The sequence below is a fragment of the Streptomyces sp. NPDC002156 genome, from assembly GCF_053593675.1.
Map to the genome: position 1 here is coordinate 14,583 of NZ_JBSFDA010000036.1, position 22,505 is coordinate 37,087.

Sequence of the window (22,505 nt, forward strand, 5' to 3'; positions counted from 1 at the left end):
AGGGCGCGATGCCGCTGTGATCCGTACCACAAAAGGGTTGCGAGGACTACAGTGGAGAGCGCCTGAGGGAAGTGATCCCGTTGTCCGTCGCCTGGGACGCCATCGGTGGGCTGGTAGACGCCCATGAACGGTTTCTGGCCGGTGCGCGGGTCGACTCGGACGTCCGGGACTCGGTGCTCGACTCATGGAAGCGGTGCCGGTACGCGGGGGTCGAGCCGGACCGGCTGCTGATCCCGTACGCCCCCGACCTGGCGCTCGACCACCGGTTCCTGCATGCCGCCGAGCCCGTCCTGGAGCGCCTCACCGCATCGCTCGCCGAGCTGAACACGACCGTCGCGCTCTGCGACGCCCAGGCCAGGATGGTCGAGCGCTACGGCGGCGACCGCACGCTCCGCGACCGCCTCGACGGCGTCAGCTTCGCCCCCGGGTTCGACGCTTCCGAACGGGCCGCCGGTACGAACGGTGTCGGCACCGCCCTCGCCGGGCGCGGCCCCGTCTACGTCGCGGGCCGTGAGCACTTCGCCGACTGTCTGCAACCGTTCGCCTGCGCGGGCGCCCCGATCCGCAACCCCCTCAGCGGCCGTATCGAGGCCGTCCTCGATCTGACCTGTCTGCACGACGACGGCGACCCCGCGATGATGCGGCTCGTACGGGAGGCCGCCCGGGACATCGAGACGCGGCTGCTGGAGCAGGCCACGGAGCGGGAGCGGGCGCTCCTCACCGCGTACCGCCGGGCCGACCACGGCACGCACGGGAGCGGATGGCCGGCCGAGCCCCGGCATCCGTCCCAGGCCGAGCCCCAGTCCCTGCACCTGGCCGCGAACCACGGAGCCGCCCCCGACGGCGTCGTCCTCGGCCCCATCGACCTCGCGGTCCTGCGCGAGAAGGCCGAGGCCCTGATCGCTGCCCCGCACCGCACCCTCGACGAGGTCCTGCTGTCCGGCGGCCGTACCGCCACCCTTCTGCGCCGCCAGGTCGAGGGCGCTGCGGGCGAGACGGGAGTGGTCGTCGAGGCCCGGGTCCTCGGCGGCCCGCGCCTGCGCCACACCCCGGCCGTGGATGTCCCACCTGTGCCGCGGCCGGCCCGAAAGCCCCCCGTCGTCCTGCGCGCAGTCCCCGAAGCGCCCCCGGCGCCGGAACCAACCGACACCGACGCATGGCTGCTCCTTGTCGGTGAACCCGGCGTCGGGCGGCTCGCCGTACTGGCCCGCCGACGGCTGGAACTGCTGCACGACGCAGGCGTCCGGATCGGCACCACCCTGGACGTCACCCGGACCGCCGAGGAACTCACGCAGGTCGCCGTCCCCCGCTTCGCCGACTTCGCAGCCGTCGACCTGCCCGACTCCGTGCTCAGGGGTGAGGAACCGGGGCACCTCGGCGCGGACACCCCGCTGCGCCGGGTCGCGCTGGGCGCCGTGCACGACGAGTCCTGGCTGTACGGGGTCGGCGACGAGGTCCGGTACATCGCGTCCACCCCGCAGGCCCGCGCGCTGGAGAGCCGCAAGCCAGTCCTCGAACCGGCGCTGACCGTCGACGGTGGCTGGATCGCCCAGGACCCGGTACGCGGCGAACGGATCCTGCGGGCGGGCATCCACTCCCTGATCACCGTGCCGCTGCGCGCCCGGGGCACGACCCTCGGCTCGGTCGGCTTCTACCGCTCCGAGCGGCCCGAGCCCTTCGAGAACGACGACCTCTCCCTGGCCCAGGAGTTGGCCGGACGCGCGGCGATCTGCATCGACAACGCCCGCCGCTACACCCGCGAACGCAACACCGCCCTCGCCCTCCAGCGCAGCCTGCTGCCCCGGGGCCGCTCCCAGCAGAACGCCGTCGAGGTCGCCTACCGCTATCTGCCCGCGCAGGCCGGGGTCGGCGGCGACTGGTTCGACGTCATCCCGCTCTCCGGCGCGCGCGTGGCACTCGTCGTCGGCGACGTGGTCGGGCACGGGCTGCACGCCGCCGCGACGATGGGCCGGCTGCGCACCGCCGTGCACAACTTCTGCGCGCTGGACCTGGCCCCCGAGGAACTCCTCACCCACCTCGACGAGTTGGTCGGACGCCTTGACCGGGGCGAGGGCTGGGCCGTCGAGAACACCCACCAGGACTCGGGAATCATCGGCGCGACCTGTCTGTACGCCGTCTACGACCCGGTGTCCCGGCGCTGCACCCTCACCCGCGCCGGGCACCCGGTCCCCGCGGTCGTCGGCCCCGACGGCACCGTGGACTTCGTCGACCTGCCGCCGGGACCGCCGCTCGGACTCGGCGGGATGCCCTTCGAGACCGTCGAGCTGGAACTCGCCGAGGGCAGCCAACTCGTGCTCTACACCGACGGGTTGATCGAGGACCGGCTCAGGGACATCGACATCGGCCTGGACCGCCTCCGCACCGTCCTGGCCTGTGCCGACCGGGCACCGGAGGACACCTGCGAGGCCGTCCTCGACGCCCTGCTGCCCGCCCGGCCGAGCGACGACGTGGCCCTGCTGGTCGCCCGTACCCACGCGTTGGGTCCTGACCAGGTCGCCCAGTGGCCGGTGCCGCGCGACCCGGCGTTCGTCTCGCACGCCCGCGCGGCCGTCATCGACCAGCTCACCGCCTGGGGTCTGGACGAACTGGCCTTCACCACCGAACTCGTGGCCAGCGAACTGATCACCAACGCCCTCCGGCACGCCACCGGCCCGGTCCAGCTCCGGCTGCTCCGCGACCGCGCGCTGATCTGCGAGGTCTCCGACGGCAGCAGCACCTCACCGCGACTGCGCCGAGCCCGCACCGAGGACGAGGGCGGCCGGGGCCTCTTCCTCGTCGCCCAGCTCACCGAGCGCTGGGGCACCCGCTACACGGCCGACGGCAAGATCATCTGGACCGAACAGCGCCTGCCGTGACCCGATCCCACGATCTGGTCCGGTTGTCCGGCATCCGGGCAATGGTTGACGTACGGCGAGCCGTACTGCTCAATTGTTCGCATGGATGCCCAGCAGCAGCGCTTGGTTACGCGCGGCCACATCGACCTCTGTCGAGTGTGCTCCGCCGCGTGTCGCGCCTGACTCGGCACAGGGCCGTCTGACCGGCCCATTTCCTCTCCTCTCTTCTTCTCTCTTCTTCGCGCTCCCTCGCCCTCCTTCGTTCCCCCGCGCCTCCGCCTCTCCTGACGAGCCGTCAACTTCGGCCGTACGCAGGGCTGTTCCGTCCTGCCCGGACGGCTCAGGGGAACCCGAGAAAGGCCGTTTCCCATGCCCGTGGAATTCCTTGGCATCGCCGCGACCAACGACGGCTCCGAGACCACCCCGCGCTCCGGCGCAGCCTTCGACAGGGACTACACGCTCCGGCTCGCCCGGGCGCACGAGGACCACGGCTGGGACCGGGTGCTGTTCGCCTACGGCTCCGGATCGCCGGATCCCGCGCCCGCCGCCGCGTACATCGCGAGCAAGCTGGACCGTCTCCAAATCCTCCTGGCCCACCGCCCCAACGTCTCCTACCCGACCTTCGCCGCCAAGACGTTCGCCACCCTCGACCAGATCAGCGAGGGCCGGCTGACCGTCCACTTCATCACCGGCGGCAACGACCAGGAGCAGGGCCGCGAGGGCGACACCCTCACCAAGGACGAGCGGTACGCCCGCACCCGTGAGTACATCCGGATCGTCAAGAAGATCTGGACCACCCACGAGTCCTTCGACCACGAGGGCGACCACTACCGCTTCCACGACTTCGTCAGCGACGTCTTCCCGGTCCAACAGCCGCGCCCGAACGTCTCGTTCGGCGGCTCCTCGCCCGCCGCGTACGCCGCCGGGGGAGCCGAGGCCGACATCTACTGCCTGTGGGGCGAGCCCCTGGACAAGACCGCCGAGCAGATCGAGGCCGTGAAGGCCGCTGCCAAAGCAGCGGGACGTACCGACGTCCCCCGCATCCAGGTGGCGTTCCGCCCGATCATCGCCCCGACGGAGGAACTGGCCTGGGAGAAGGCCCACCGCACGGTCGGCGCGATCAACGCCCGCAAGGAGCGGGGCGAGTTGATCAGCAAGCGCCACAACAGCCAGGCCCAGCCCGAGAATTCAGGCTCGCAGCGCCTGATCGCCATCGCCGAGGCGGGCGAGCGCTACGACCGCGCCCTCTGGACCCCGACCGCCGCCGCCACCGGAGGCGCGGGCAACTCCAACGCCCTGGTCGGCACCCCCGAGACCGTGGCCCGGGCCCTCCTCGACTACTACGACCTCGGCGTCGACATCCTCTCCGCCCGCGGCTACGACCTGCTGGGCGATGCCATCGACTTCGGCCGGCACGTCATCCCGATCGTCCGCGAGGAGGTCGCCAAGCGCGACGCGGAACGGGCGGCACGGGGTGCGCGGGTACTGGCATCGGCGGTGAACGGATGACCACGGCAACCGACTTGACGGTACGTCAGGTCACCGTGGCCGACCCCCTCGTAGAGCCGCTGCTGCGCGAACTCGGAGACGAGTACTCCACCCGCTACGGCAAGGACGCCCACGCCGAACTGGCCCGCTACCCCGACGAGGAGTTCACGGCCCCGTACGGCGGAGTCCTGCTCCTCCTCCTGGAACACGGCGAGCCGGTCGCAGGCGGCGCGTTCCGCAAATACGACACGAACACGGCAGAGCTGAAACGCATCTGGACCCACTCGTCCCACCGGAGACGAGGCCTGGCCCGCCGGGTGGTCGAGGAACTGGAACACGAGGCCGAGACCAGGGGCTACCACCGCATCTACCTCACGACGGGCCCCCGCCAGCCCGAGGCCCGAGCCCTCTACCTGACGACGGGCTACACCCCTCTGTTCGACACGAGAGCCGACCCGGAATCGATCGGCAAACTCCCCTTCGAGAAGCACCTGACGGCAGGCCCGACTCCCTGAGCCGACCGGATGAGGGTGCGCGCCAGCGCCCCGACAGGGGCGCGGGGAACTGCGCGACAAGCCCCCACCGGCCGGTAGCCAAACCACCAAGCCCAACCACCCCTCACCCCTCGACCCCGGACAGGAACCCACGATGGGCATCACCACCGACTCCACCGCCCCACCCGGGGACACCGAAACCCCACCCTCGCCCCGTCCGGAGGACCCCGCCTCCCTAAAAGTCATCCCCGTACGCCACTACGCCCGCTGGGCAGCAGCAGCCGCAGTACTCGTCCTGGCCGCCCAATTCACGCACGGCCTGATCACCAACCCCGTCTGGGAATGGAACGTCTTCGCCGACTACGTACTCTCCGAAACGATCGTCCAGGCAGTCGGCGTAACCCTCCAACTCACCGCCTACGCAACAGTGCTGGGCTTCCTCCTCGGCGCCGTACTCGCCTTCATGCGCCTCTCCCGGAGCCCGGTCCTGCAGACCGTCGCCTGGACCTACATCTGGATCTTCCGGTCGATCCCGATGATCGTCCAGCTCGTCTTCTGGTTCAACCTCGGTGCCCTGTACGACCGGTTGGGCGTCGGCATCCCCTTCGGCCCGGTGTTCTGGTCCGTCGACAGCAACACCCTGATCGGCACCATCGGCGCCGCCATCATCGGACTGACGCTGCACCAGGCCGCGTACGCCGCCGAGATCGTCCGGGGCGGGGTCATCGCGGTCGACCACGGCCAGCTGGAGGCCGCCGCCGCGCTGGGCATCCCCCGGCTCCGCCAGATCCGCCGGATCGTGCTCCCGCAGGCCATGCGCGCCATCCTCCCCACCGCGGGCAACGAGATCGTCGGCCTCCTCAAGGGCACCTCGGTGGTCTACGTGATGGCGATCGGCGAACTCTTCTACCAGGTCCAGGTGATCTACGGCCGCAACGGCCGGGTGATCCCGCTGCTGCTGGTCGCCACCGCCTGGTACGTCGTCCTCACCTCCCTCCTGACGGTCGCCCAGTACTACGTGGAGCGCCACTACGCCCGGGGCGCCAACCGCACCCCACCACCCACCCCGCTCCAGCGCGTACGCCGCTTCGTACGCGACCTGCGCACCGCGGCGGCCCAGCGCACCCAGCCCGTCGGACCCCTGAACCTCGCGGGAGACAAGCCATGAACGACGTCATGGTGGACGTCCGGGGCGTACACAAGAGCTTCGGCCCGCTGGAAGTGCTGCGCGGCGTAGACCTCCAGGTCAGGGCCGGCGAGGTGACCGTGATCCTCGGCCCGTCCGGCTCGGGCAAGTCCACACTGCTGCGCACGATCAACCACCTGGAGAAGGTCAACCGCGGCTGGATCAGCATCGACGGCGAGCTGATCGGCTACCGCCGCTCCGGCGACAAACTGCACGAGCTGCGCGAGAAGGACGTACTGAAGCAGCGCACCCACATCGGGTTCGTGTTCCAGAACTTCAACCTGTTCCCGCATCTCACCGTGCTGGAGAACCTCGTCGAGGCCCCCGTCTCCGCGCTGCGCCGCCCGCGCAAGGAGGCCGTAGCCACCGCCGAACGCCTCCTCGAACGGGTCGGCCTGACGGACAAGAAGGCCGCCTATCCACGCCAGTTGTCCGGCGGCCAGCAGCAGCGCGTCGCCATCGCCCGCGCACTCGCCCTCGAACCGAAGGTGCTCCTCTTCGACGAGCCCACCTCGGCCCTCGACCCGGAGTTGGTCGGCGAAGTCCTCGACGTCATCAAGGACCTGGCCAGCACCGGCACCACCATGATCGTCGTGACCCACGAGATCGGCTTCGCCCGAGAGGTCGCCGACACCGTGGTGTTCATGGACGGCGGACTCGTCGTCGAACAGGGCACGCCCACGGCGGTCCTGGACGCCCCGCAGCACGAACGAACGCGCGCGTTCCTCTCCAAGGTCCTCTGAACCAAGGCTCTTTGAACCGCCGCTCTCCGAACCGCCCTTGTTCCAACCGGCATTGATATCCACTCAAGGAGTACGACCGTGTCCAACACCCTCGCTCGCCGATCCACCGCAGCCGCCCTGGGCCTCGTCTCCGCCCTGGTCCTCGCCGCCTGCGCGAACCCCTCGGACGGCGGGACCACCGAGGTCGCGGCCACGAAGGGCGCAGGCAGCGGTACGAAGATCAACCTGAGCCCCGACCAGAACCGGGTCACCACCGAGAAGGTCGACTCCATAGCCGCCCAACTGCCCGCGAAGATACGCGAGAGAGGGACCCTGGAGATCGTCTACTCCTCGGGCAGCGCAGCGCCGTTGGGCTTCTACGCCACCGACAACAAGACCAGGATCGGCGTCGAGTCCGACCTCGCCCACCTCGTCTCCGAAGTGCTCGGCCTCAAGCCGGACTTCAACACCGTCTCCTGGGAGAACATCTTCGTCGGCCTCGACAGCGCCAAGTACGACGTCGGCTTCAGCAACATCACCGTCACCGAGGAACGCAAGGAGAAGTACGACTTCGCCACCTACCGCGAGGACAACCTCGGCTTCGAGGCGAAGAAGGGCAGCGGTCTGAAGATCACCGGGCCCGAGGACGTGGCGGGCAAGACCATCGCCGTGGGCAGCGGCACCAACCAGGAGAAGCTGCTCATCGAGTGGAGCAAGGAGGACGAGAAGGCCGGCCTCAAGCCGGTGGACATCAAGTACTACCAGAACGACAGCGACACCTATCTCGCCCTCCAGTCCGGCCGTATCGACCTCTACCTCGGCCCCAACCCGACCGCCGCCTACCACGCTGCCGCCACCGGGAAGACGGAGGTCGTCGGCACCTACTCAGGCGCCGGCGCCACCCTCCAGGGCCTCATCGCGGCCACCACCAAGAAGGACAGCGGGCTGGTGAAGCCGCTCGCCGCCGCGATCGACGAGATCATCGAGAACGGCACGTACGCCAAGGTGCTGGAGCGCTGGGGCCTGTCCGACGAGGCCGTGACCAAGTCGGAGATCAACCCGCCGGGACTGCCCAAGACCAACAAGTAGCCGAACAAGTAGCCCGGAGAAGAGCAGCAGCTCGGAGAAGAGCCCTCAAGTGGCCGTTGATCAGGGTCACTTGAGGGCGCCCATGGTGACGCCCGTACGCCAGTACCGACGCATCGCCACCATCATGATCGCCATCGGGACGATGGAGAGCAGCGCACCGGTCAGGACCAGGCTGGTGAGGTCGACACCGGACTCCGCACGCTTCCCGGACCAGTTGTACAGGCCCAGGTTGAGCGTCCAGTTCTCCTCGCCGCGCAGGACGGTCAGCGGCAGGAAGAAGGCGTTCCAGGTGTTGACGAAGGCGAGCAGGAAGACGGTCGCGCCGCCCGTCGTCATCATCCGCAGCACGATGCTGAAGAAGATCCGCAGCTCCCCGGCGCCGTCGATCCGGGCCGCCTCCAGGAGTTCGAAGGGGATCGTCGCCTCGACGTACACCTTGGCGAGGTACACGCTGAACGGGTTGATCAGGCAGGGGATCAGCATCGCCCACGGTGTGTCGACCAGCCCGATCTCCGAGAACAGCAGATACAGCGGCAGCGTGAGCAGCGCGATCGGGATCAGGAACGAGCCGACCACGGCCGCGAACACCGCACCGCGCCCGGGGAAGTCGAAGCGGGCCAGGCCGTAGCCGGTCGCGAGGGCGATCAGCGTGCCGCCGAGGGAGCCGACACCGGCGTACAGGAACGAGTTGGCCGTCCAGCGCAGGAAGATGCCGTCCTCGTAGGTGAACACCTGATGCAGGTTGTCCCAGAGGTGCCAGCCGGAGAACCAGAGGCCGTTGGACTGGTAGAGGCCCGTACGGTCCTTGGTGGCGGCGATGATCAGCCAGTACACCGGGAACAGGCTGTACACGCTGGCCAGTACCAGACCGACCAGCACGAACCGCTGTCCGCCGCGCGAACGCGCCCTGGGATCAGGCCGGCCCAGGCGCCGCGCGGCAGGAGCCTGGGACGACTGCTTCGAGGAGTCGGCGGTGTTGGTCGTGGTGGTGGCCATCAGTCGGTCTCCTTCGAGGTCAGGCGGTAGAAGAGGAAGGAGGCGACGCCGAGGATCAGCGCGAGCAGGACCGACAGGGCGGCGGCGTAGTGGTAGTTGCCGGCGTTGAACGCCTGGTTGTAGATGATCATGATGGGCGTGAAGCTGTCGTCGACCGTCTGCGGGGTGATGTTCCGGAAGAGCGCGGGCTCGTTGAAGATCTGCAGCATCTGGATGATCGAGAGCATGCCGGTCAGCACCAACGCCCCCCGTACGAACGGGACTTTGATGCTCGTAGCGATACGCCACTCACTCGCGCCGTCAAGCCGCGCGGCCTCGAACAGCTCACGCGGAACGCCCTGCAGCGCCGCGTAGATGATGACCATGTTGTAGCCGATGCCGTGCCAGGTCAGCAGGTTGCCGATGGACGGCCACACCATCGACGGCGCGAAGAAGTTCCAGTCGAGCCCGAAGAGGTGGCCGAGCGGGGTGAGCGGGCCGACGTCTGGGCTGTAGAGGTTGATCCAGACGAGCGCGGCGACCACACCCGGGATCATGTACGGCACCAGCAGCATGACCCGGAACCGGCCGGCCGCCTTGGCCGTGAGCGAGTCCAGGAGCAGCGCCAGCACCAGGCTGACCACCAGCATGACCGGGATCTGCACGAAGGCGAACAGCACCACCCGCAGCACGGAACCCATGAACTTCGGGTCCGTCAGGCCCTGTTGGTAGTTGTCGAGGCCGGAGAACTCGTCGGTGGTGCCGCCCAGGCCGAGACCGGAGGACTGCGACCGGTACAGCGACTGGTAGACGGCGTACCCGATCGGCAGCAGATAGAGGAAGACGAAGCCGAGCTGGAAGGGCACCGTGAAGGCGGCGCCCTTCCAGCGCAGTGAGCGAATCATCGGGATGTGCCTCAGCCCTTGACGTTGATACCGCGGGACTTCAGATCCTTGACCGTCCACTCCTGCATGTGCGCGAGGAGTTCGGTGACCGTCTGCTTCTTGCCGACCACCTGGCCCCACTGGCTCTGCAGCTCGGAGAACATCGCGGTCCAGTCGGGGCCGAAGGTCCAGTCGGTGGTCACGGTCGACAGGCTGTCCTTCACGATCTGCTGCGCCGGCTGGTAGTTCGAGCCGAGCAGCTTCTCGGAGATCGCCTCGGGGACGTACGCGTCACTGTCGGCCAGCGCCGGCATCACTCCGCTGCCGGTCTCCGGGCTCGCCATCGTCTTGACCGCGCCGGAGTCGGTGGACATCCACAACGCGGCCTCGGCGGCCTGCTCCTGGTGCTCGCACTGCTGGGACACCAGCGTCAGGTTGCCGCTCTGGTTGGTCCCGGCCGGGGTCTTCGCGGCCTCGCCCTTGTACGTCGGCCACGGCGCGAGCGCCCACTTGCCGAAGGAGTCGGTGAAGTTCTGCACCATCCCGGACATCTGCCAGGTGGAGATCTGCCGGGTCGCGGTGCCGCCCTTGTCGAAGTTGCGCTGCACGGCCGCGTAGTCGGCGAAGGACAGCTTCGAGTTGAGGTCGTTGTCGATGATGTCCTGGATCACCTTCGCCGCCTTCAGGCTGCCCGCGTCCTGGAAGTCCACCTTCCAGGCGTCGCCGTCGATGGCGTACCAGTGGGCGCCCGCCTGCATCGCCAGCACCTCCAGGGTGCTGGGGTCCTCACCGGCGTAGTTGGTGATCTTGATGCCGTGCTTGTCGAGCACCTTGCCCGCCGCGATGAAGTCGTCCCAGGTCGCCGGGGCCTTGAGGCCGTACTTCGTGAAGATGTCCGTACGGTAGATCGTGAACGCCGGTGCGGAGGCGGTCGGTACGCCGTAGACCTTGCCCTGGACCTGGCCGACGGCCCACGAGCCCGGGTTGAACTTGTCCTTGCTCGACTCGACGTACTTCGTGATGTCGGCCAGCGCGCCCTGCGCGACCCAACTCGTCACGTACTCACCGGTGTTCTGCAGCAGACAGGGTGCGTTCTCGGCCTTGACCGCGTTGCTCAGCTGCTTCTGCATCGTCAACTGGTCGGTCACCTTGGTGTACTTCAGCTGGATGTCCTTGTGCGAGGCGTTGAACGCCTTGACGACCGCCTCCTGGCCGTTGGCCCAGCCCCAGAAGTCGAGGGTGACCGGACCGGAGGACCCCGAGGCGTCGTCACCTGAACCGGACCCGCCGCAGGCGGAGACGGTGAGCGCGAGAGCGCAGACGACTCCGGCGAGGGCGGGGCGCCTGAATCTGACGGACATGAGCGTGCTCCTTAGGTAGCACCAGGTATCGCCGGGTGTCGCCGCGAGGCCAGGGATGTAACCGTTTGCCGTGCTGGACGGTAGGCCCGGGTATGGCCGAGAAGCAAGAGGTCGTCCGATTTCTGTTTCACACACCTTGCCGACGGGTTACGAACTGGCATGGATGACCTGGGGTTTCCTCTTCCGTACCAGTTCTGGAGAGTGGCGGCCGCGTGATCACATCTCCCTCGGGGGCATTGACCGACTCGGAGAACCGGTCCTAGCTTGGAATACGTTTACATCCCACACCCGTGGTGCGCGTCCAGCACCGAACCAGGAGTCCCATGCCCCCCGTGCAGTCCGTGCCCGCACCACGTCTCCCGGTCGCCCTGTTCGCGATGGACCCGGTGCACCTGCCCGAACTCTTCCCGCCCGCCCTGATGGAACGGCTGCGGGAACTGGTGCGGATCGACCCCACGCTGGTCGTCCAGGACTTCACCGACCCGGGAGCCGCCGCCGCGCTGGCCGAGGCGGAGGTACTGATCACCGGCTGGGGCTGCCCGCACATCGGCGCCGACGCCCTGGCCGCCGCACCCCGGCTGCACACCGTCCTGCACGCCGCGGGCAGCGTCCGCAGCCTGCTCGGCGACGCCGTCTGGGAGCGCGGGCTCACCGTCTCCAGCGCGGTACAGGCCAACGCCCTCCCGGTGGCCGAGTACACCCTGGCCGCCGTACTCCTCGCCGGCAAGGACGCGTTCGGCCTGCGCGAACGCTTCCGCCGCGAGCGGGTCTACCCGGCCCCGGCCGACTACGCGCGCGTGGGCAACCTCGGCCGGCGGGTCGGCGTGATCGGGGCCTCACGGGTGGGCCGCCGGGTACTGGAACTGCTACGCCCGTTCGAACTGACGGCGACGCTGTACGACCCGTACGTGGACGCGGAGGAGGCCCGGTCGCTGGGTGCGACATCCCTGTCCCTGGAGGAGTTGCTGCGCACCAGCGACATCGTCACCCTGCACGCCCCGGACATCCCGGAGACGTACCGCATGCTCGACCGCGAACGCCTCGCGCTGATCCCGGACGGCGGCGTCCTGATCAACACGTCCCGGGGCGCCCTGGTGGACCACGACGCGCTGACGGGGGAGTTGGTCTCCGGGCGGCTGGGCGCGGTGCTCGATGTCACCGAACCGGAGCCGCTGCCCGCGGGGTCCCCGCTGTACGACCTGCCGAACGTGTTCCTGACCCCGCACATCGCAGGGTCCCTGGGCAATGAACTCGCGCGGCTCGGTCGGACGGTGGTGGACGAGCTGGAACTGCTCGGCGCGGGGGTGCCGCTCGGGCATCGGGTGCGGCGGAGCGATCTGGCGAGGAGCGCGTAGGTGTGGGGCGGGGGTTTCGCCTGGGGCGCGGGCGCTGGGTCGAGGGCTGGCTCGGGCGCTGGCCCGGATGCTGGCGCGGGGGCTGGGCGTAATCGTTTTCATCAGGAGGGGAGGGAGTTGCTGCACAGCCACCGGTCGGCACACCGGCGATGCAGTAACGTCGGAACGTGACGGAGAACGGAACCGAAGCCCGGAAATCGGGCCCTCGCGCCACGTCGGGCAAGCGCAGACGGAACGGGGCCGACGGCGACCGGCCCAGCACGATCCGCGATGTCGCGGCCAAGGCGGGCGTCTCGGTGGCAACCGTTTCCAGGGCCCTGGCCGGCAGCCACCCCGTCTCCGCCGCCACCCGGGCCCGCGTCATGGCGGCCGTCGAGTCCCTGCACTACGTGGTGAACGTCCACGCCAAGGCACTGTCCGGCGGGGTGGCCGGCCCGGTCGCCCTCGTCATGGAGCAGATCATCGGCCCGTCGTTCGCCGATGTCGCCTCCGGAGTCGAGCAGGAGGCCGCCGCCAGGGGCCGGTTGAGCCTCGTCTGCACGACCCACGGTGACCAGAACCGGGAGCACGACCTCGTCCAGCTGATGCGGGAACAGCACGCGGCGGCGGTCATCCTCGTGGGCGGCGCGGTTCTGGACGAGGCGTACCACGAACGCATGGCCGAGTACGCCAGGGCCCTGGACGCGGTCGGCTCCCGCCTGGTGCTGTGCGGACGCCCGCCCCTGCCGGGCGACCTCCCGGTGACCGTCGTCGAGTACGACAACAGGGGCGGCGCCTTCCAGGCGGGCGACCACCTGCTCAGCGCGGGCCACCGCCGCATCCTTTACCTGGGCGGCGACCCCGCGATGAGCACGGCCGAACAGCGCCGGGCGGGCTACCTCCAGGCACTGCGCGCCCACGGGGTGCCGTACGCCGAGGAGTTGGACATCCCGGGGACCTACACCCGCGCCTCGGGGTACGACCGGATGCGGGACGCGCTGAAGGCGGGCCTGGAGTTCACCGCGGTCTTCGCGGGCACGGACATGGTGGCCACGGGCGTACTGGCGGCACTGCGCGAGTCGGGGCTCGACGTTCCCGGGGACGTCTCGATCATGGGCTTCGACGACGTGCCCTTCGCGGCCGACCTGTCGACGTCACTGACCACGCTCCGGGTGCCGTACGAGGACCTGGGGCGCACCGCGGTACGGCTGGCGCTGGACGGGGAACGGCGCGCGGCCGGCGGCGATCACGTGATCCTGGGGACGCAGCTGGTGATCCGGCAGTCGGTGCGGGCGCCGGGGGAGGGGCGGACGGGGCGGGCCGTGCGGGGGCGGAGGGGCCGGGGGTGACGGGGTGATGGGGGGCCGTTTGAGGGGCCAGAATGCAGGTGGAGACAGCGGTACCCGTCCTCCTGAGCCGCTTCCCCCACCTGTCCCTGGCGGCCCCGCCGACCTACCGGGACCAGCTGGTGACACGCGGTTTCGCCCGGATGGAGGTGACGCTCGGTACGACGTGACCCCGAAACCGCGCGGAACAGCGGCGACCAGCGGCAAGATGAGCCCATGACAAAACTGCCCGCACGCTCGGACGGATGCGCCACCTCTGGTGATGGATGCGCCACCTCTGGTTCAGTGCTGTCGCTGTGGTCACAGGACTCCGTGTTGTCGATCGGCTCGGTGGGGTCGGTGTTGTCCGTGGGGTCGGTCGGTTCGGCCCTGTCGATCGGTTCGATCGGAAGCGCGCTGTCGGTCGGCTCGATCGGTTCCTCCCTGTCGCTGATCTCGACCGGGTCGTGGCTGAGCATCGGTTCGCTGTTCTCTGCGCAGTCGCGGTGGTCGGTACTGTCCTGGCGTGCCAACCGGAGTTTCCTGACCGCGGGAGCGGTAGGGGCGGCAGCCGGCGGAGCCCTGCTGGTGGCCCAGATGCTGCACAAGTCCGGAACGGACTGACGCGGCAGGGCTGTTGGCGAACCGCATGACACATTCCCCCGTGACACATTGCCGCATGACACGTTGTCAGTGGCCCATGGCACGATCCCGGGCATGACATCGATCGACGAAGCACTCCTTCTCAAGACGGCGGCCGAGTACGGCGTTCCCGGCCCCGTCGCACGGGAGTTGCTGGCCCAGACCCGGCCGTGCGTCTACCTGGTGGAGCACCGGGAACTGCCCGCGTCCCGGCAGGAAAGCGCCCGCCCCGCCGCACGAACGGGCGGGCTCCCCGCACTGCCGGACGGGGTGGACTGGCCCGAAGGGCGATCGCCGCTCGTACTGAGCGTCGACTGCGCGGCCCTGCCCCAGGACGTCCTGGACATCGAACTGCCCGCCGACGGCCACCTGTTGCTCTTCTCGGAGATCTCGTACCCGCCCGACTCGGCCGCGGTGCTCCATGTCCCTGCCGGAGCACACATGACGGAGCGCGCCGCGACGTACGAATGGGAGGGCGAGCCCATGCAGACCACGGTCTACGAACCACGCACCCTGTACGCCGTGCCGGGACTGAGCTTGGACGGTGACTGGGAAGGAGGCCCGGAGACCGAGGCGTTCCTGGACGGGGAGGGTGAGGGGGCCGGGGAGACCCTGGAGCGATTCGAGGAAGCCGTACTCGACCTGGCCTACGGCGGACAACACCCCGGCGTCTGCATACAGATCGGCGGGTACTCCGACCCGTGGGACATGGCCCCGGACGAGGGCGAACTCGTACTCTTCGCGCAGCTGGCCGGGCAGGCGATCGACTACGACGTATGCACCATGAACCTGATCGTGGGCACCAGGGAGGACATAGCAGCCCGACGGTACGACGGCCTCCAGTACGAGCAGCAGACCTGATCCAGGCTCTGGCCGGCCGTAGTTCGGTGGGGTTCCGGCGCTCACTCCTGGACGGAGGCCATGCCCATCGGCGCGTAGCGGAATGTGCACCATGTCCGCCGACTACTTCGCCCGCCTGGAATGCGGCGACGGCCCGCAACCGTCGGAGCAGATGATCGCGGCGATCGCCCGCAGCCTACGTCTGACCCCCGACGAACGCGACCACCTGTTCCTGCTCGCGGGCCGGCATCAAACCTGGCGGACCTCCTCCGACGCACCAGCGAGGAGTTCGCCCGCTTGTGGGAGCGCCACGAGGTGGGCCGCCGCTGGAGCGAAACGAAACGCTTCATCCACCCCCAGGTGGGCGAACTGGCCCTCTACTGTCAACTCCTACTGGACCCGGACCAGGGCCAGTCCCTCCTCATCTTCACGGCGACCCCAGGCACAGAAAGCCACGAAAAACTCGCCTTGCTGACGGTCCTGGGCACCGACCAGTTCGCCACCGACTCGGAGTGAAGCCGGTTCAGAAGGCGTGAGCCATCAGTTCCGAGAACAGCGCGTGTTCGTCGACATCGAGGCCCCGTGAGCGGAACCAGCCGCAGATGTTGGCGCAGTCGCGCTGGAGGAAGTTCATCCCGTTGAGGTTGCCGACCAGGTCGACGATCTGTGGCAGGTCGATGACGACCAGCCGCTCGCCCGCGGCCAGGATGTTGTACGCCGAGAGGTCGCCGTGCACGACGCCGTTCTGCGCCATCGTCGCGAGCGCGTCGGTGAGTTGCTCGAAGTAAGCCGCCAACAGCTCGGGCGAGGGCCGGGTCTGGGCGAGCCGGGGCGCGGTCTGGACGGAGCCCTCCTCGTCGACGACGGTGATCCACTCCATCAGGATCTCGGTGCCGTCGATCTGGACCGGGTAGGGAACCGGCAGCCCGAGCTCCCAGAACCGCACCAGCGCACCCCACTCGGACACCGCCCACTCGCCGGCCGCGACCTGCCTGCCGAAGGTGCTCTTCCGCTTGACGGCCCGCTCGTCACGTGACCGCTTCATCGAGCGGCCCTCGGTGTAGGACGCGGAGCGGTGGAAGGACCGGTGCTCAGGAGAGCGGTACCGCTTGGCCGCCATGACCACACCGGCGGCGGGGTCGCGCGGGTCGGCGCGCTCGACGAGATGAACGTCGGCCTCCTTGCCCGTCTTGAGGACGCCGAGCTCGGTGTCGATCGCGCCCTGCGAGGTCACCACCCAGTCCGGGAGCGGCTCGGGGCCTCGGCAGAGAGGTTCGACGCTGAGCCAGGTCGACCAGCGCTGGCCGTCCTCAAGGTCGTCATAAGGACGGAAGTCGAAGACGAACCGTTCGTCGACGTCACCCAGCTCGTCCGGCGCCGGGACGTGATGACGGTAGGCGTCGGTGCTGAAGTCGTCAGGAAATACCGGGTGCTGAGGGTACTGCGAGAGATTGTCGTGAGACATCGCTGGAGGTGCTCCATGGGGTACGAGGGAGGCGGCCTGCGGGCAGACCGAGGACAGTCGTGGTCACGGTCACGCCTCCTCTCGTGGAGCACCGGGCAGCTCCCGGTGGTCCGCCCATGCTGAGGGACGGCCACGGGAAGCGGCAACCGAATAAACCCGACTCGCTTGGAGCGACCCCAGCAGTGCCGCAGGTGTGAGGCTTGCCCGCCCGTACCGAGCGCGACCAAGGCCCTGTTCGGGCTGACGTTGGCCGGACGTTGCCGGCCGGACCCGCAGTGGGCGAGCGGGCCCCGACGCCCGCTGGAAACGGGATGGAGACTCGTACTTCCCGCAGCAGGACGGCAACGGCGGCATTGACGTGATGCATCGCGACGTCCGGGACGGCCGCTCCTGCCGCACCGGGCTTCCTGCTAGAGGTGGATCGAGGCCGGCCTGGTTGTATGCAGGTGTGGGCCTCGTGTTCGATCGGTCAGACGGCAACCCGTCAGATCTTGATGACGGTGACGCGCCCGCGGCAGAGCGCAGCGAGGTCCTCGGGGTCAGAGGTGAGGACGGTGACGGGGCCGGGGGCGGCCAACGCCGTGGCGCTGAGCATGGCGTCGACAGCGTACTTGTGACCGTGCAGACCGGCGTCGGCGAGGAGGGCGGCGGCGTGACGGGCGATGGGCTCGGTGACCGCTTCGACGACGAGCCGGGACAGGGTCCATTCCAGGGCCGGACGATTGATCCGTGGGTGAATCACTTCCACGAGGGTGGCTGCGGAAGTGATCACCCGCAGGTCGTCGGCGCGGGCGAGGGCGAGCCAGCCGCTCACCGTCCGGTCACGCAGGACGGCCTTGGCCAGCCCTTCGCTGTCGAGGACCAGGGTGCCGCCGGGGGTGGCGGGGGAGGGGGTCACGCGGCGTTCGCCCCACCTGGAGTCTGTTGCTCCCGGGCTTGGTGGAGTTGGTCGCGCAGAGCCTGAATCTCCTCGTCGGTGATGGGGCCGTGTTCGGCCTCCGCCACCGTGATGAGTTCGTTGAGGTTGTCCCGCTCGATCTGCCGGGCGACGGCTGCGGCGACGTAGGCGGACAGCCCGGAGGGGCCGCTGCGGGCCTTGGCGGCTTCGGCGATATCGCGCGGCATGGTGATCGAGTACTTGCCGGTAGGCTCACTCATGCCACCTATCCTACCGTGCATCCTCCTCGGATCGAATGTGGCTTGAGGACTCGACATCTCAGGCGCGCGTCGTCCTCACCCGGAGCCGCAGCCCTCCTGGCTGCCTCCGTGAGAGAGCGCGGTGGTCGTCATGGCACCTGAGAAGGCGGCCGAACTGCTCACGGTCCGGCAGATGCTCGAAGAACTGGGCGGGATCTCCCGGCGCACCTTCTATGTGCTGCTCAAGATCTACGCGAAGCCTCGGAGAGATCCGAGGCTTTCGTCATGCCTAAATTACGGCTGTGCATCCCCTTCACTTCCAGAGCTCGAAGGAGCAGGGCATCAATGTCTACCGCTACCTTCCCGGCACGCAAACAGCCGTGACACGTCACTGGCCGGGTCTGTTCCAGGACTGGCCGCCCGAGCCGACTCCCTTCACCGAGTACGCGGTGAACAACAACAACATGGAAGAGGTGGCCGTCTACACCGGTCTGGTCTGGCGTCTGACCGCGGGGCTGGCTCGATACGCGATCCCCACCTACTACCGAGAAGAGGCCGCACAGACTCTGGGACGTGAGCCGGTACTCGTCGACTGGGAGTACGACATCGAAGCAGAGGCTCCGCACGCGGTGCGTGACAACGGCTTCGTCCCAGGGCGCTCAACTGCCAGTAGCCTACGGCCAGATGCCTGGAAGGATGTCAATCGCGCTGGGCTGTTCAATCTCTCAACACCCCGAGACCTCGTTCGTCTGCTGCACGTCGTTCTGTTGGATGCGTCCTCGGAGATCAGTGTCTTTGCGGTTGCCCCCGGCCCCGCCCGGCTGAAGGATCTCGTCGCCTCACTGTCCGGCTCGTCCAGGCCGAGCCTGCTCTCGGTCATCAGGGACGCGGATGTCTTCGTCGACCTGACCATCGGCAGTGACGTCGACTACTACGACGCGATCACGGTTGCCTCCCACGCCGACCTCCAGCCACGGCTTGACGCGTTGGCGAACGACTTCGCACAACGGATCGAGGTCTTCGAAGGCCGCGTAGACGGCCTGACTGACGTAGCTGCCTTCCTCGGGGTCGTCCCCGAGCTGTCAGGGATCGACCTGGACGCTGAGTGAGCGTGTACCGGGGCATCCGGTACCACCGCAACCGAGGCCTTCTATGCAGCTTGAGGTGCGGAAAGAGCGCCCAAGATCAACACGCTATTACAACGCGATCACTGTCATGGGGCTGCTTTCGACGGCATCCGCCTGCACACACGCGAAGACCCCGTCCTCAGCTGGAGCGCTGATGGCGGGGTCTTTGGGCACCTTCTGCAAGGTGCCCCCGGCAGGATTCGAACCTGCGCACACGGCTCCGGAGGCCGTTGCTCTATCCCCTGAGCTACGGGGGCGTGTCTGGCGCGTTGCGCGGTGACGAGTGAAACCCTACCAGCTCGTCCGGGGTGTTCATGAACGGGTTTTGGGGGTCCAGGGGAGGTGCCGGCACCTCCTCGCACGAGTGGAAGGGGAGGGGGCCCGCGCCCCCCTCGCGCGCGTGGAAGTGGGGAAAAGCCGGACGCGGTGGCCGGTCTCGACCTACCCTCGACTTGTGCCAGGCGTGTCCGGCCGGGTGCTTGTTGTGGACGACAACAAGGTCATCCGGCAGCTGATCAGGGTCAACCTCGAACTGGAGGGTTTCGAGGTCGTGACCGCTGCTGACGGTGCCGAGTGTCTGGAAGTCGTTCATCAGGTGCGCCCCGATGTCGTCACCCTCGACGTCGCGATGCCCCGGCTCGACGGTCTGCGCACCGCCGCCCGTCTGCGCGCCGACCCCCGTACTCGCGACCTGCCCCTCGCCATCATCAGCGCCTGTTCGCAGTACGAGGTCGAGGCCGGCCTCGATGTCGGCGTCGACGCCTTTCTCGCCAAGCCCTTCGACCCCGCCGAACTCATCGGCCTCGTACGGCAGTTGGCCGAGCGCGGACGGGACAGCGCCTCCCTCGAGAGCGCCCTCGCGCCACCCCTCGGCGCCCCCAACGAAGCCGAGCGCGCCGGCTGGGGCGCGAGCGGCTGACCCGGGCACTCTTCTCCCAGTCCTCCCGTCTCTCACCGCCGCCGCTCTCCCCGTCCACATACCGGACCCCCGCAAACCCAGTCGCACCCCCACCCCCCTCCTCCCATACCCTTGTCCCGTGACCCCCGTCGAGCTGTCCCGTACCGTGCTGTGCGCGGTACGTCGTGCTGTCGACGAGGGAGAGCTCAGCGTCGCCGTCCCCGCACGCGCCGTCGTTTCCGCGCCCGGGCCCGGCGGCACCGGGGACTACGCCACGAACATCGCGCTGCAGCTGGCCCGGCCCGCCGGACGCACCCCCCGCTACGTCGCCGAAGTGCTGCGCGAGCGGATCAGCGTCGCCCCCGGTATCCGCGACGTCGAGATCACCGGGCCCGGATTCCTCAACATCAGCCTCGACAGCGCCGCCCCCGCAGCCCTCGTCCGCGAGATTCTCCGGCAGGGTCTGCGGTACGGGCACAGCGACGTCCTCGTCGGCCAGGTGCTCTCAGTAGTGCTGCCCAACAAGAGTGACGTCCGCGCCGAAACCCTCGCCGACGCCCTCGCACGCATCCTCGCCGCCCAAGGCGGCCGGGTTCACATCCAGCGCGGCAGCAGCCGACAGAGTGCCGCCCATGACGTCGGGACTCTCGGGACTCTCGACCTCCGCACCCTCCCCCCAGCCCCCCACGACCCCACCCCCCTCGGCCCCGACGCCGCCCGCTGGGCCCTCCTCCACCCCGCGCCCCACGACCGGCCCCGTATCGGCGCCGAGCACCTGGTCCAGCGGGAGAGCAACCCCCTCTTCCGGGTGCGTTACGCCTACGCCCGTACTCGCGCCCTCGGTCGTAACGCCGCCGAGCTCGGCTTCACGGCGTACCCCGGTGACCTCACCGACGTATCGCAGCCCCCGCTCCTCACCCCCCTCGCCGACCACCCCCGCCTCCTCCTCAGCGCCGCCACCCACCGCGCCCCGGACCGGCTCGCCCGGCATCTCGTCACCGTCGCCGATGCCACGCTCGCCTTCACGCCCACCGTGCTGCCGCTCGGCGACGAGAAACCCTCGGCCGCCCATCGGTCCCGGCTCGCGCTCGCCGAAGCCGCCGGGACGGTGCTGGCCGGCGGCCTGTCCCTGCTCGGCATCGACGTACCCGAATACCTTTGACATACCTCTGACATGTCTGGACCGACATGTCTTGACACCTCTGAGGAAGCCGCACCAGCCATGAGCCGTTCCGCACACCCCGCCGGGCCCCGCCACGCCGATGTGCTGCCCGAGGGGCATCCCTCCGCGCCGCCCGCCGACCTCAACGCCCTCGATGGGAAGGTCTGGGCGTCCACTGTCACCCGTACCCCCGACGGTGTCGTCACCGTGGGAGGGGTTGAGGTCACGACGCTTGCCGAGGAGTTCGGTACCCCGGCCTATTTCCTCGACGAGACTGACTTCCGTGAGCGTGCCCGCGCCTGGCGTACCGCCTTCGGGCCCGACGCCGACGTCTTTTACGCCGGTAAGGCGTTTCTCTCGCGTGCCGTTGTGCGGTGGTTGCACGACGAGGGGCTCAATCTTGACGTCTGCTCGGGGGGTGAGCTGACCACTGCCCTCTCCGCCGGTATGCCCGCCGATCGCATCGCCTTCCACGGCAACAACAAGTCCGTCGAGGAGATCGAGACCGCCATTCGCGCCGGTGTCGGGCGGATCGTGCTCGACTCCTTCCAGGAGATCGTGCGCGTCGCCCACATCGCGCAGTCCCTCGGTAAGCGGCAGCGCGTGCAGATTCGTATCACCGTCGGTGTCGAGGCTCATACGCACGAGTTCATCGCCACCGCCCATGAAGACCAGAAGTTCGGTATTCCGCTTGCCGGTGGCCAGGCCGCCGAGGCTGTGCGGCGGGCCCTTCAGCTCGATGGGCTTGAGCTGATCGGCATTCACTCGCACATCGGGTCCCAGATCTTCGACATGTCCGGGTTCGAGGTCGCCGCGCATCGCGTCGTCGGGCTGCTCAAGGACATTCGTGACGAGCACGGGGTCGAGCTGCCCGAGATTGATCTCGGTGGTGGGCTCGGGATTGCTTACACCAGCGACGACGATCCCCGCGAGCCCCACGAGATCGCCAAGGCTCTGACGGAGATCGTCAGTCGGGAGTGCGAGGCCGCCAGGCTCAGCACTCCTCGTATCTCTGTCGAGCCCGGGCGCGCCATCGTCGGCCCCACCGCCTTCACCCTCTACGAGGTCGGCACCATCAAGCCCCTCGAAAATCTCCGCACCTACGTGTCCGTCGACGGAGGCATGTCCGACAACATCCGGACCGCGCTGTACGACGCCGAGTACAGCGTCGCTCTCGTCTCCCGGACCTCCGAGGCCGCGCCCATGCTCGTGCGGGTCGTCGGCAAGCACTGCGAGAGCGGGGACATCGTCGTCAAGGACGCCTTCCTGCCCGCCGACCTGGCACCCGGTGACCTGATCGCGGTGCCGGCGACCGGTGCGTACTGCCGGTCCATGGCCAGCAACTACAACCACGCCCTTCGGCCGCCCGTCGTCGCCGTGCGGGAAGGCGAGGCGCGGGTGATCGTGAGGCGGGAGACCGAGGAGGATCTTCTCCGTCTCGACGTGGGATGAGACCACTCGACGTGGGATGAGACCAAAGAAACCCGCTGCACACCGCGCGGCGGAAGATCTCCTGTCTTC

At 68.8% G+C, this 22,505-nt stretch carries 21 protein-coding genes, 1 tRNA gene and 2 pseudogenes; 17 read left to right on the top strand and 7 right to left on the bottom strand.

All coding sequences use genetic code 11. From position 1 onward, the window contains the following. The first annotated feature begins 71 nt into the window (after positions 1–71). The 6 genes from ACWCRB_RS17300 to ACWCRB_RS17325 all read left to right on the top strand — a co-directional run bounded on the left by ACWCRB_RS17300 (position 72) and on the right by ACWCRB_RS17325 (position 7,834). Positions 72–2,876: a SpoIIE family protein phosphatase gene (locus ACWCRB_RS17300; RefSeq protein WP_450996855.1), complete on the top strand. Its 2,805-nt coding sequence runs from the start codon at positions 72–74 to the stop codon at positions 2,874–2,876. 348 nt (positions 2,877–3,224) lie between these two features. Then, on the top strand, positions 3,225–4,364 hold the full coding sequence (locus ACWCRB_RS17305; RefSeq protein WP_450996856.1) for an LLM class flavin-dependent oxidoreductase: 1,140 nt from the start codon (positions 3,225–3,227) through the stop codon (positions 4,362–4,364). Next, a complete protein-coding gene (locus ACWCRB_RS17310; RefSeq protein ID WP_450996857.1) occupies positions 4,361–4,858 on the top strand; it encodes a GNAT family N-acetyltransferase in 498 nt (165 codons plus the stop codon). Before ACWCRB_RS17305 ends, ACWCRB_RS17310 begins: the two co-directional genes overlap by 4 nt. 133 nt (positions 4,859–4,991) lie before the next feature. Further along, positions 4,992–6,005 (top strand): amino acid ABC transporter permease, encoded by a 1,014-nt coding sequence (locus tag ACWCRB_RS17315; protein ID WP_450996858.1) that lies wholly within the window; start codon positions 4,992–4,994, stop codon positions 6,003–6,005. Then, the gene (locus ACWCRB_RS17320; protein ID WP_450996859.1) at positions 6,002–6,766 is read left to right on the top strand and encodes an amino acid ABC transporter ATP-binding protein; all 765 of its coding nucleotides are present in this window, start codon (positions 6,002–6,004) and stop codon (positions 6,764–6,766) included. Before ACWCRB_RS17315 ends, ACWCRB_RS17320 begins: the two co-directional genes overlap by 4 nt. 78 nt (positions 6,767–6,844) lie before the next feature. Next, positions 6,845–7,834, top strand: coding sequence for an ABC transporter substrate-binding protein (locus ACWCRB_RS17325; protein ID WP_450996860.1), 990 nt, complete (start codon positions 6,845–6,847; stop codon positions 7,832–7,834). 66 nt (positions 7,835–7,900) lie between these two features. Here the strand turns inward: ACWCRB_RS17325 and ACWCRB_RS17330 are convergent, their stop codons facing one another. From ACWCRB_RS17330 to ACWCRB_RS17340, 3 genes are read right to left on the bottom strand one after another with little or no spacing between them, the layout of a single operon-like run. Next, complete coding sequence (locus tag ACWCRB_RS17330; RefSeq protein ID WP_450996861.1) at positions 7,901–8,830, bottom strand: carbohydrate ABC transporter permease; 930 nt, start codon at positions 8,828–8,830, stop codon at positions 7,901–7,903. Next, entirely contained in the window at positions 8,830–9,714 is an 885-nt protein-coding gene (locus tag ACWCRB_RS17335) for a carbohydrate ABC transporter permease (RefSeq protein ID WP_450996862.1), read from the bottom strand. Before ACWCRB_RS17335 ends, ACWCRB_RS17330 begins: the two co-directional genes overlap by 1 nt. Before the next feature lie 11 nt (positions 9,715–9,725). Further along, complete coding sequence (locus ACWCRB_RS17340) at positions 9,726–11,054, bottom strand: ABC transporter substrate-binding protein (protein WP_450996863.1); 1,329 nt, start codon at positions 11,052–11,054, stop codon at positions 9,726–9,728. Between the two features lie 323 nt (positions 11,055–11,377). Here ACWCRB_RS17340 and ACWCRB_RS17345 point away from each other — a divergent pair, with 323 nt between their 5' ends. From ACWCRB_RS17345 to ACWCRB_RS17370, 6 genes and pseudogenes are all read left to right on the top strand, one after another. Beyond that, positions 11,378–12,409 (top strand): hydroxyacid dehydrogenase, encoded by a 1,032-nt coding sequence (locus ACWCRB_RS17345; RefSeq protein WP_450996864.1) that lies wholly within the window; start codon positions 11,378–11,380, stop codon positions 12,407–12,409. A 167-nt stretch (positions 12,410–12,576) separates the two neighbouring features. Continuing rightward, the gene (locus tag ACWCRB_RS17350) at positions 12,577–13,737 is read left to right on the top strand and encodes a LacI family DNA-binding transcriptional regulator (protein ID WP_450996865.1); all 1,161 of its coding nucleotides are present in this window, start codon (positions 12,577–12,579) and stop codon (positions 13,735–13,737) included. 32 nt (positions 13,738–13,769) lie between these two features. Further along, positions 13,770–13,904 (top strand): cytochrome P450, encoded by a 135-nt coding sequence (locus ACWCRB_RS17355; protein WP_235474847.1) that lies wholly within the window; start codon positions 13,770–13,772, stop codon positions 13,902–13,904. Between the two features lie 46 nt (positions 13,905–13,950). Further along, on the top strand, positions 13,951–14,337 hold the full coding sequence (locus ACWCRB_RS17360) for a hypothetical protein (RefSeq protein ID WP_450996866.1): 387 nt from the start codon (positions 13,951–13,953) through the stop codon (positions 14,335–14,337). Between the two features lie 93 nt (positions 14,338–14,430). Continuing rightward, entirely contained in the window at positions 14,431–15,216 is a 786-nt protein-coding gene (locus tag ACWCRB_RS17365) for a DUF1963 domain-containing protein (protein ID WP_450996867.1), read from the top strand. Between the two features lie 76 nt (positions 15,217–15,292). After that, positions 15,293–15,711, top strand: a pseudogene (locus tag ACWCRB_RS17370) (helix-turn-helix transcriptional regulator); the annotation flags it as partial. Positions 15,712–15,718: 7 nt separating this feature from the next. Here ACWCRB_RS17370 and ACWCRB_RS17375 read toward each other — a convergent pair. The 3 genes from ACWCRB_RS17375 to ACWCRB_RS17385 form a co-directional block, all read right to left on the bottom strand. Continuing rightward, positions 15,719–16,660 (bottom strand): serine protein kinase RIO, encoded by a 942-nt coding sequence (locus ACWCRB_RS17375; RefSeq protein WP_450996868.1) that lies wholly within the window; start codon positions 16,658–16,660, stop codon positions 15,719–15,721. Between the two features lie 484 nt (positions 16,661–17,144). Next, a complete protein-coding gene (locus ACWCRB_RS17380; protein ID WP_450996869.1) occupies positions 17,145–17,558 on the bottom strand; it encodes a DNA-binding protein in 414 nt (137 codons plus the stop codon). Next, positions 17,555–17,818, bottom strand: coding sequence for a CopG family transcriptional regulator (locus ACWCRB_RS17385; protein WP_359229798.1), 264 nt, complete (start codon positions 17,816–17,818; stop codon positions 17,555–17,557). The genes ACWCRB_RS17380 and ACWCRB_RS17385 overlap by 4 nt, the downstream gene beginning before the upstream one ends. A gap of 130 nt (positions 17,819–17,948) precedes the next feature. On the opposite strand from ACWCRB_RS17385, the pseudogene ACWCRB_RS17390 reads away from it, so the two are divergent. Together ACWCRB_RS17390 and ACWCRB_RS17395 are read left to right on the top strand one after the other, a co-directional pair. Then, a pseudogene (locus ACWCRB_RS17390) lies at positions 17,949–18,032 on the top strand (helix-turn-helix transcriptional regulator); the annotation flags it as partial. 67 nt (positions 18,033–18,099) lie between these two features. Beyond that, complete coding sequence (locus tag ACWCRB_RS17395) at positions 18,100–18,906, top strand: hypothetical protein (RefSeq protein ID WP_450996892.1); 807 nt, start codon at positions 18,100–18,102, stop codon at positions 18,904–18,906. A gap of 203 nt (positions 18,907–19,109) precedes the next feature. On the opposite strand, the gene ACWCRB_RS17400 is transcribed toward ACWCRB_RS17395, so the two are convergent. After that, a tRNA-Arg gene (locus ACWCRB_RS17400) sits at positions 19,110–19,181 on the bottom strand. Between the two features lie 197 nt (positions 19,182–19,378). Here ACWCRB_RS17400 and ACWCRB_RS17405 point away from each other — a divergent pair. The 3 genes from ACWCRB_RS17405 (at position 19,379) to lysA (ending at position 22,436) form a co-directional block, all read left to right on the top strand. After that, on the top strand, positions 19,379–19,843 hold the full coding sequence (locus ACWCRB_RS17405; protein ID WP_235474824.1) for a response regulator: 465 nt from the start codon (positions 19,379–19,381) through the stop codon (positions 19,841–19,843). A gap of 118 nt (positions 19,844–19,961) precedes the next feature. Then, positions 19,962–20,984 carry an ArgS-related anticodon-binding protein NrtL gene (gene nrtL, locus ACWCRB_RS17410; RefSeq protein ID WP_450996870.1) on the top strand — a complete coding sequence of 341 codons (1,023 nt, stop codon included), beginning with the start codon at positions 19,962–19,964 and terminating at the stop codon, positions 20,982–20,984. Between the two features lie 60 nt (positions 20,985–21,044). Beyond that, positions 21,045–22,436 (top strand): diaminopimelate decarboxylase, encoded by a 1,392-nt coding sequence (lysA, locus tag ACWCRB_RS17415; RefSeq protein WP_450996871.1) that lies wholly within the window; start codon positions 21,045–21,047, stop codon positions 22,434–22,436. Positions 22,437–22,505: the final 69 nt, after the last annotated feature.

What these genes read in the sequence shown, in the direction of transcription:
- ACWCRB_RS17305 (WP_450996856.1), top strand. Translation starts at nt 3,225, where the DNA reads ATGCCCGTGGAATTCCTTGGCATCGCCGCGACCAACGACGGCTCCGAG.
- ACWCRB_RS17310 (WP_450996857.1), top strand. Translation starts at nt 4,361, where the DNA reads ATGACCACGGCAACCGACTTGACGGTACGTCAGGTCACCGTGGCCGAC.
- ACWCRB_RS17315 (WP_450996858.1), top strand. Translation starts at nt 4,992, where the DNA reads ATGGGCATCACCACCGACTCCACCGCCCCACCCGGGGACACCGAAACC.
- ACWCRB_RS17320 (WP_450996859.1), top strand. Translation starts at nt 6,002, where the DNA reads ATGAACGACGTCATGGTGGACGTCCGGGGCGTACACAAGAGCTTCGGC.
- ACWCRB_RS17330 (WP_450996861.1), bottom strand. Translation starts at nt 8,830, where the DNA reads ATGGCCACCACCACGACCAACACCGCCGACTCCTCGAAGCAGTCGTCC.
- ACWCRB_RS17335 (WP_450996862.1), bottom strand. Translation starts at nt 9,714, where the DNA reads ATGATTCGCTCACTGCGCTGGAAGGGCGCCGCCTTCACGGTGCCCTTC.
- ACWCRB_RS17340 (WP_450996863.1), bottom strand. Translation starts at nt 11,054, where the DNA reads ATGTCCGTCAGATTCAGGCGCCCCGCCCTCGCCGGAGTCGTCTGCGCT.
- ACWCRB_RS17345 (WP_450996864.1), top strand. Translation starts at nt 11,378, where the DNA reads ATGCCCCCCGTGCAGTCCGTGCCCGCACCACGTCTCCCGGTCGCCCTG.
- ACWCRB_RS17355 (WP_235474847.1), top strand. Translation starts at nt 13,770, where the DNA reads ATGCAGGTGGAGACAGCGGTACCCGTCCTCCTGAGCCGCTTCCCCCAC.
- ACWCRB_RS17360 (WP_450996866.1), top strand. Translation starts at nt 13,951, where the DNA reads ATGACAAAACTGCCCGCACGCTCGGACGGATGCGCCACCTCTGGTGAT.
- ACWCRB_RS17365 (WP_450996867.1), top strand. Translation starts at nt 14,431, where the DNA reads ATGACATCGATCGACGAAGCACTCCTTCTCAAGACGGCGGCCGAGTAC.
- ACWCRB_RS17375 (WP_450996868.1), bottom strand. Translation starts at nt 16,660, where the DNA reads ATGTCTCACGACAATCTCTCGCAGTACCCTCAGCACCCGGTATTTCCT.
- ACWCRB_RS17385 (WP_359229798.1), bottom strand. Translation starts at nt 17,818, where the DNA reads ATGAGTGAGCCTACCGGCAAGTACTCGATCACCATGCCGCGCGATATC.
- lysA (WP_450996871.1), top strand. Translation starts at nt 21,045, where the DNA reads ATGAGCCGTTCCGCACACCCCGCCGGGCCCCGCCACGCCGATGTGCTG.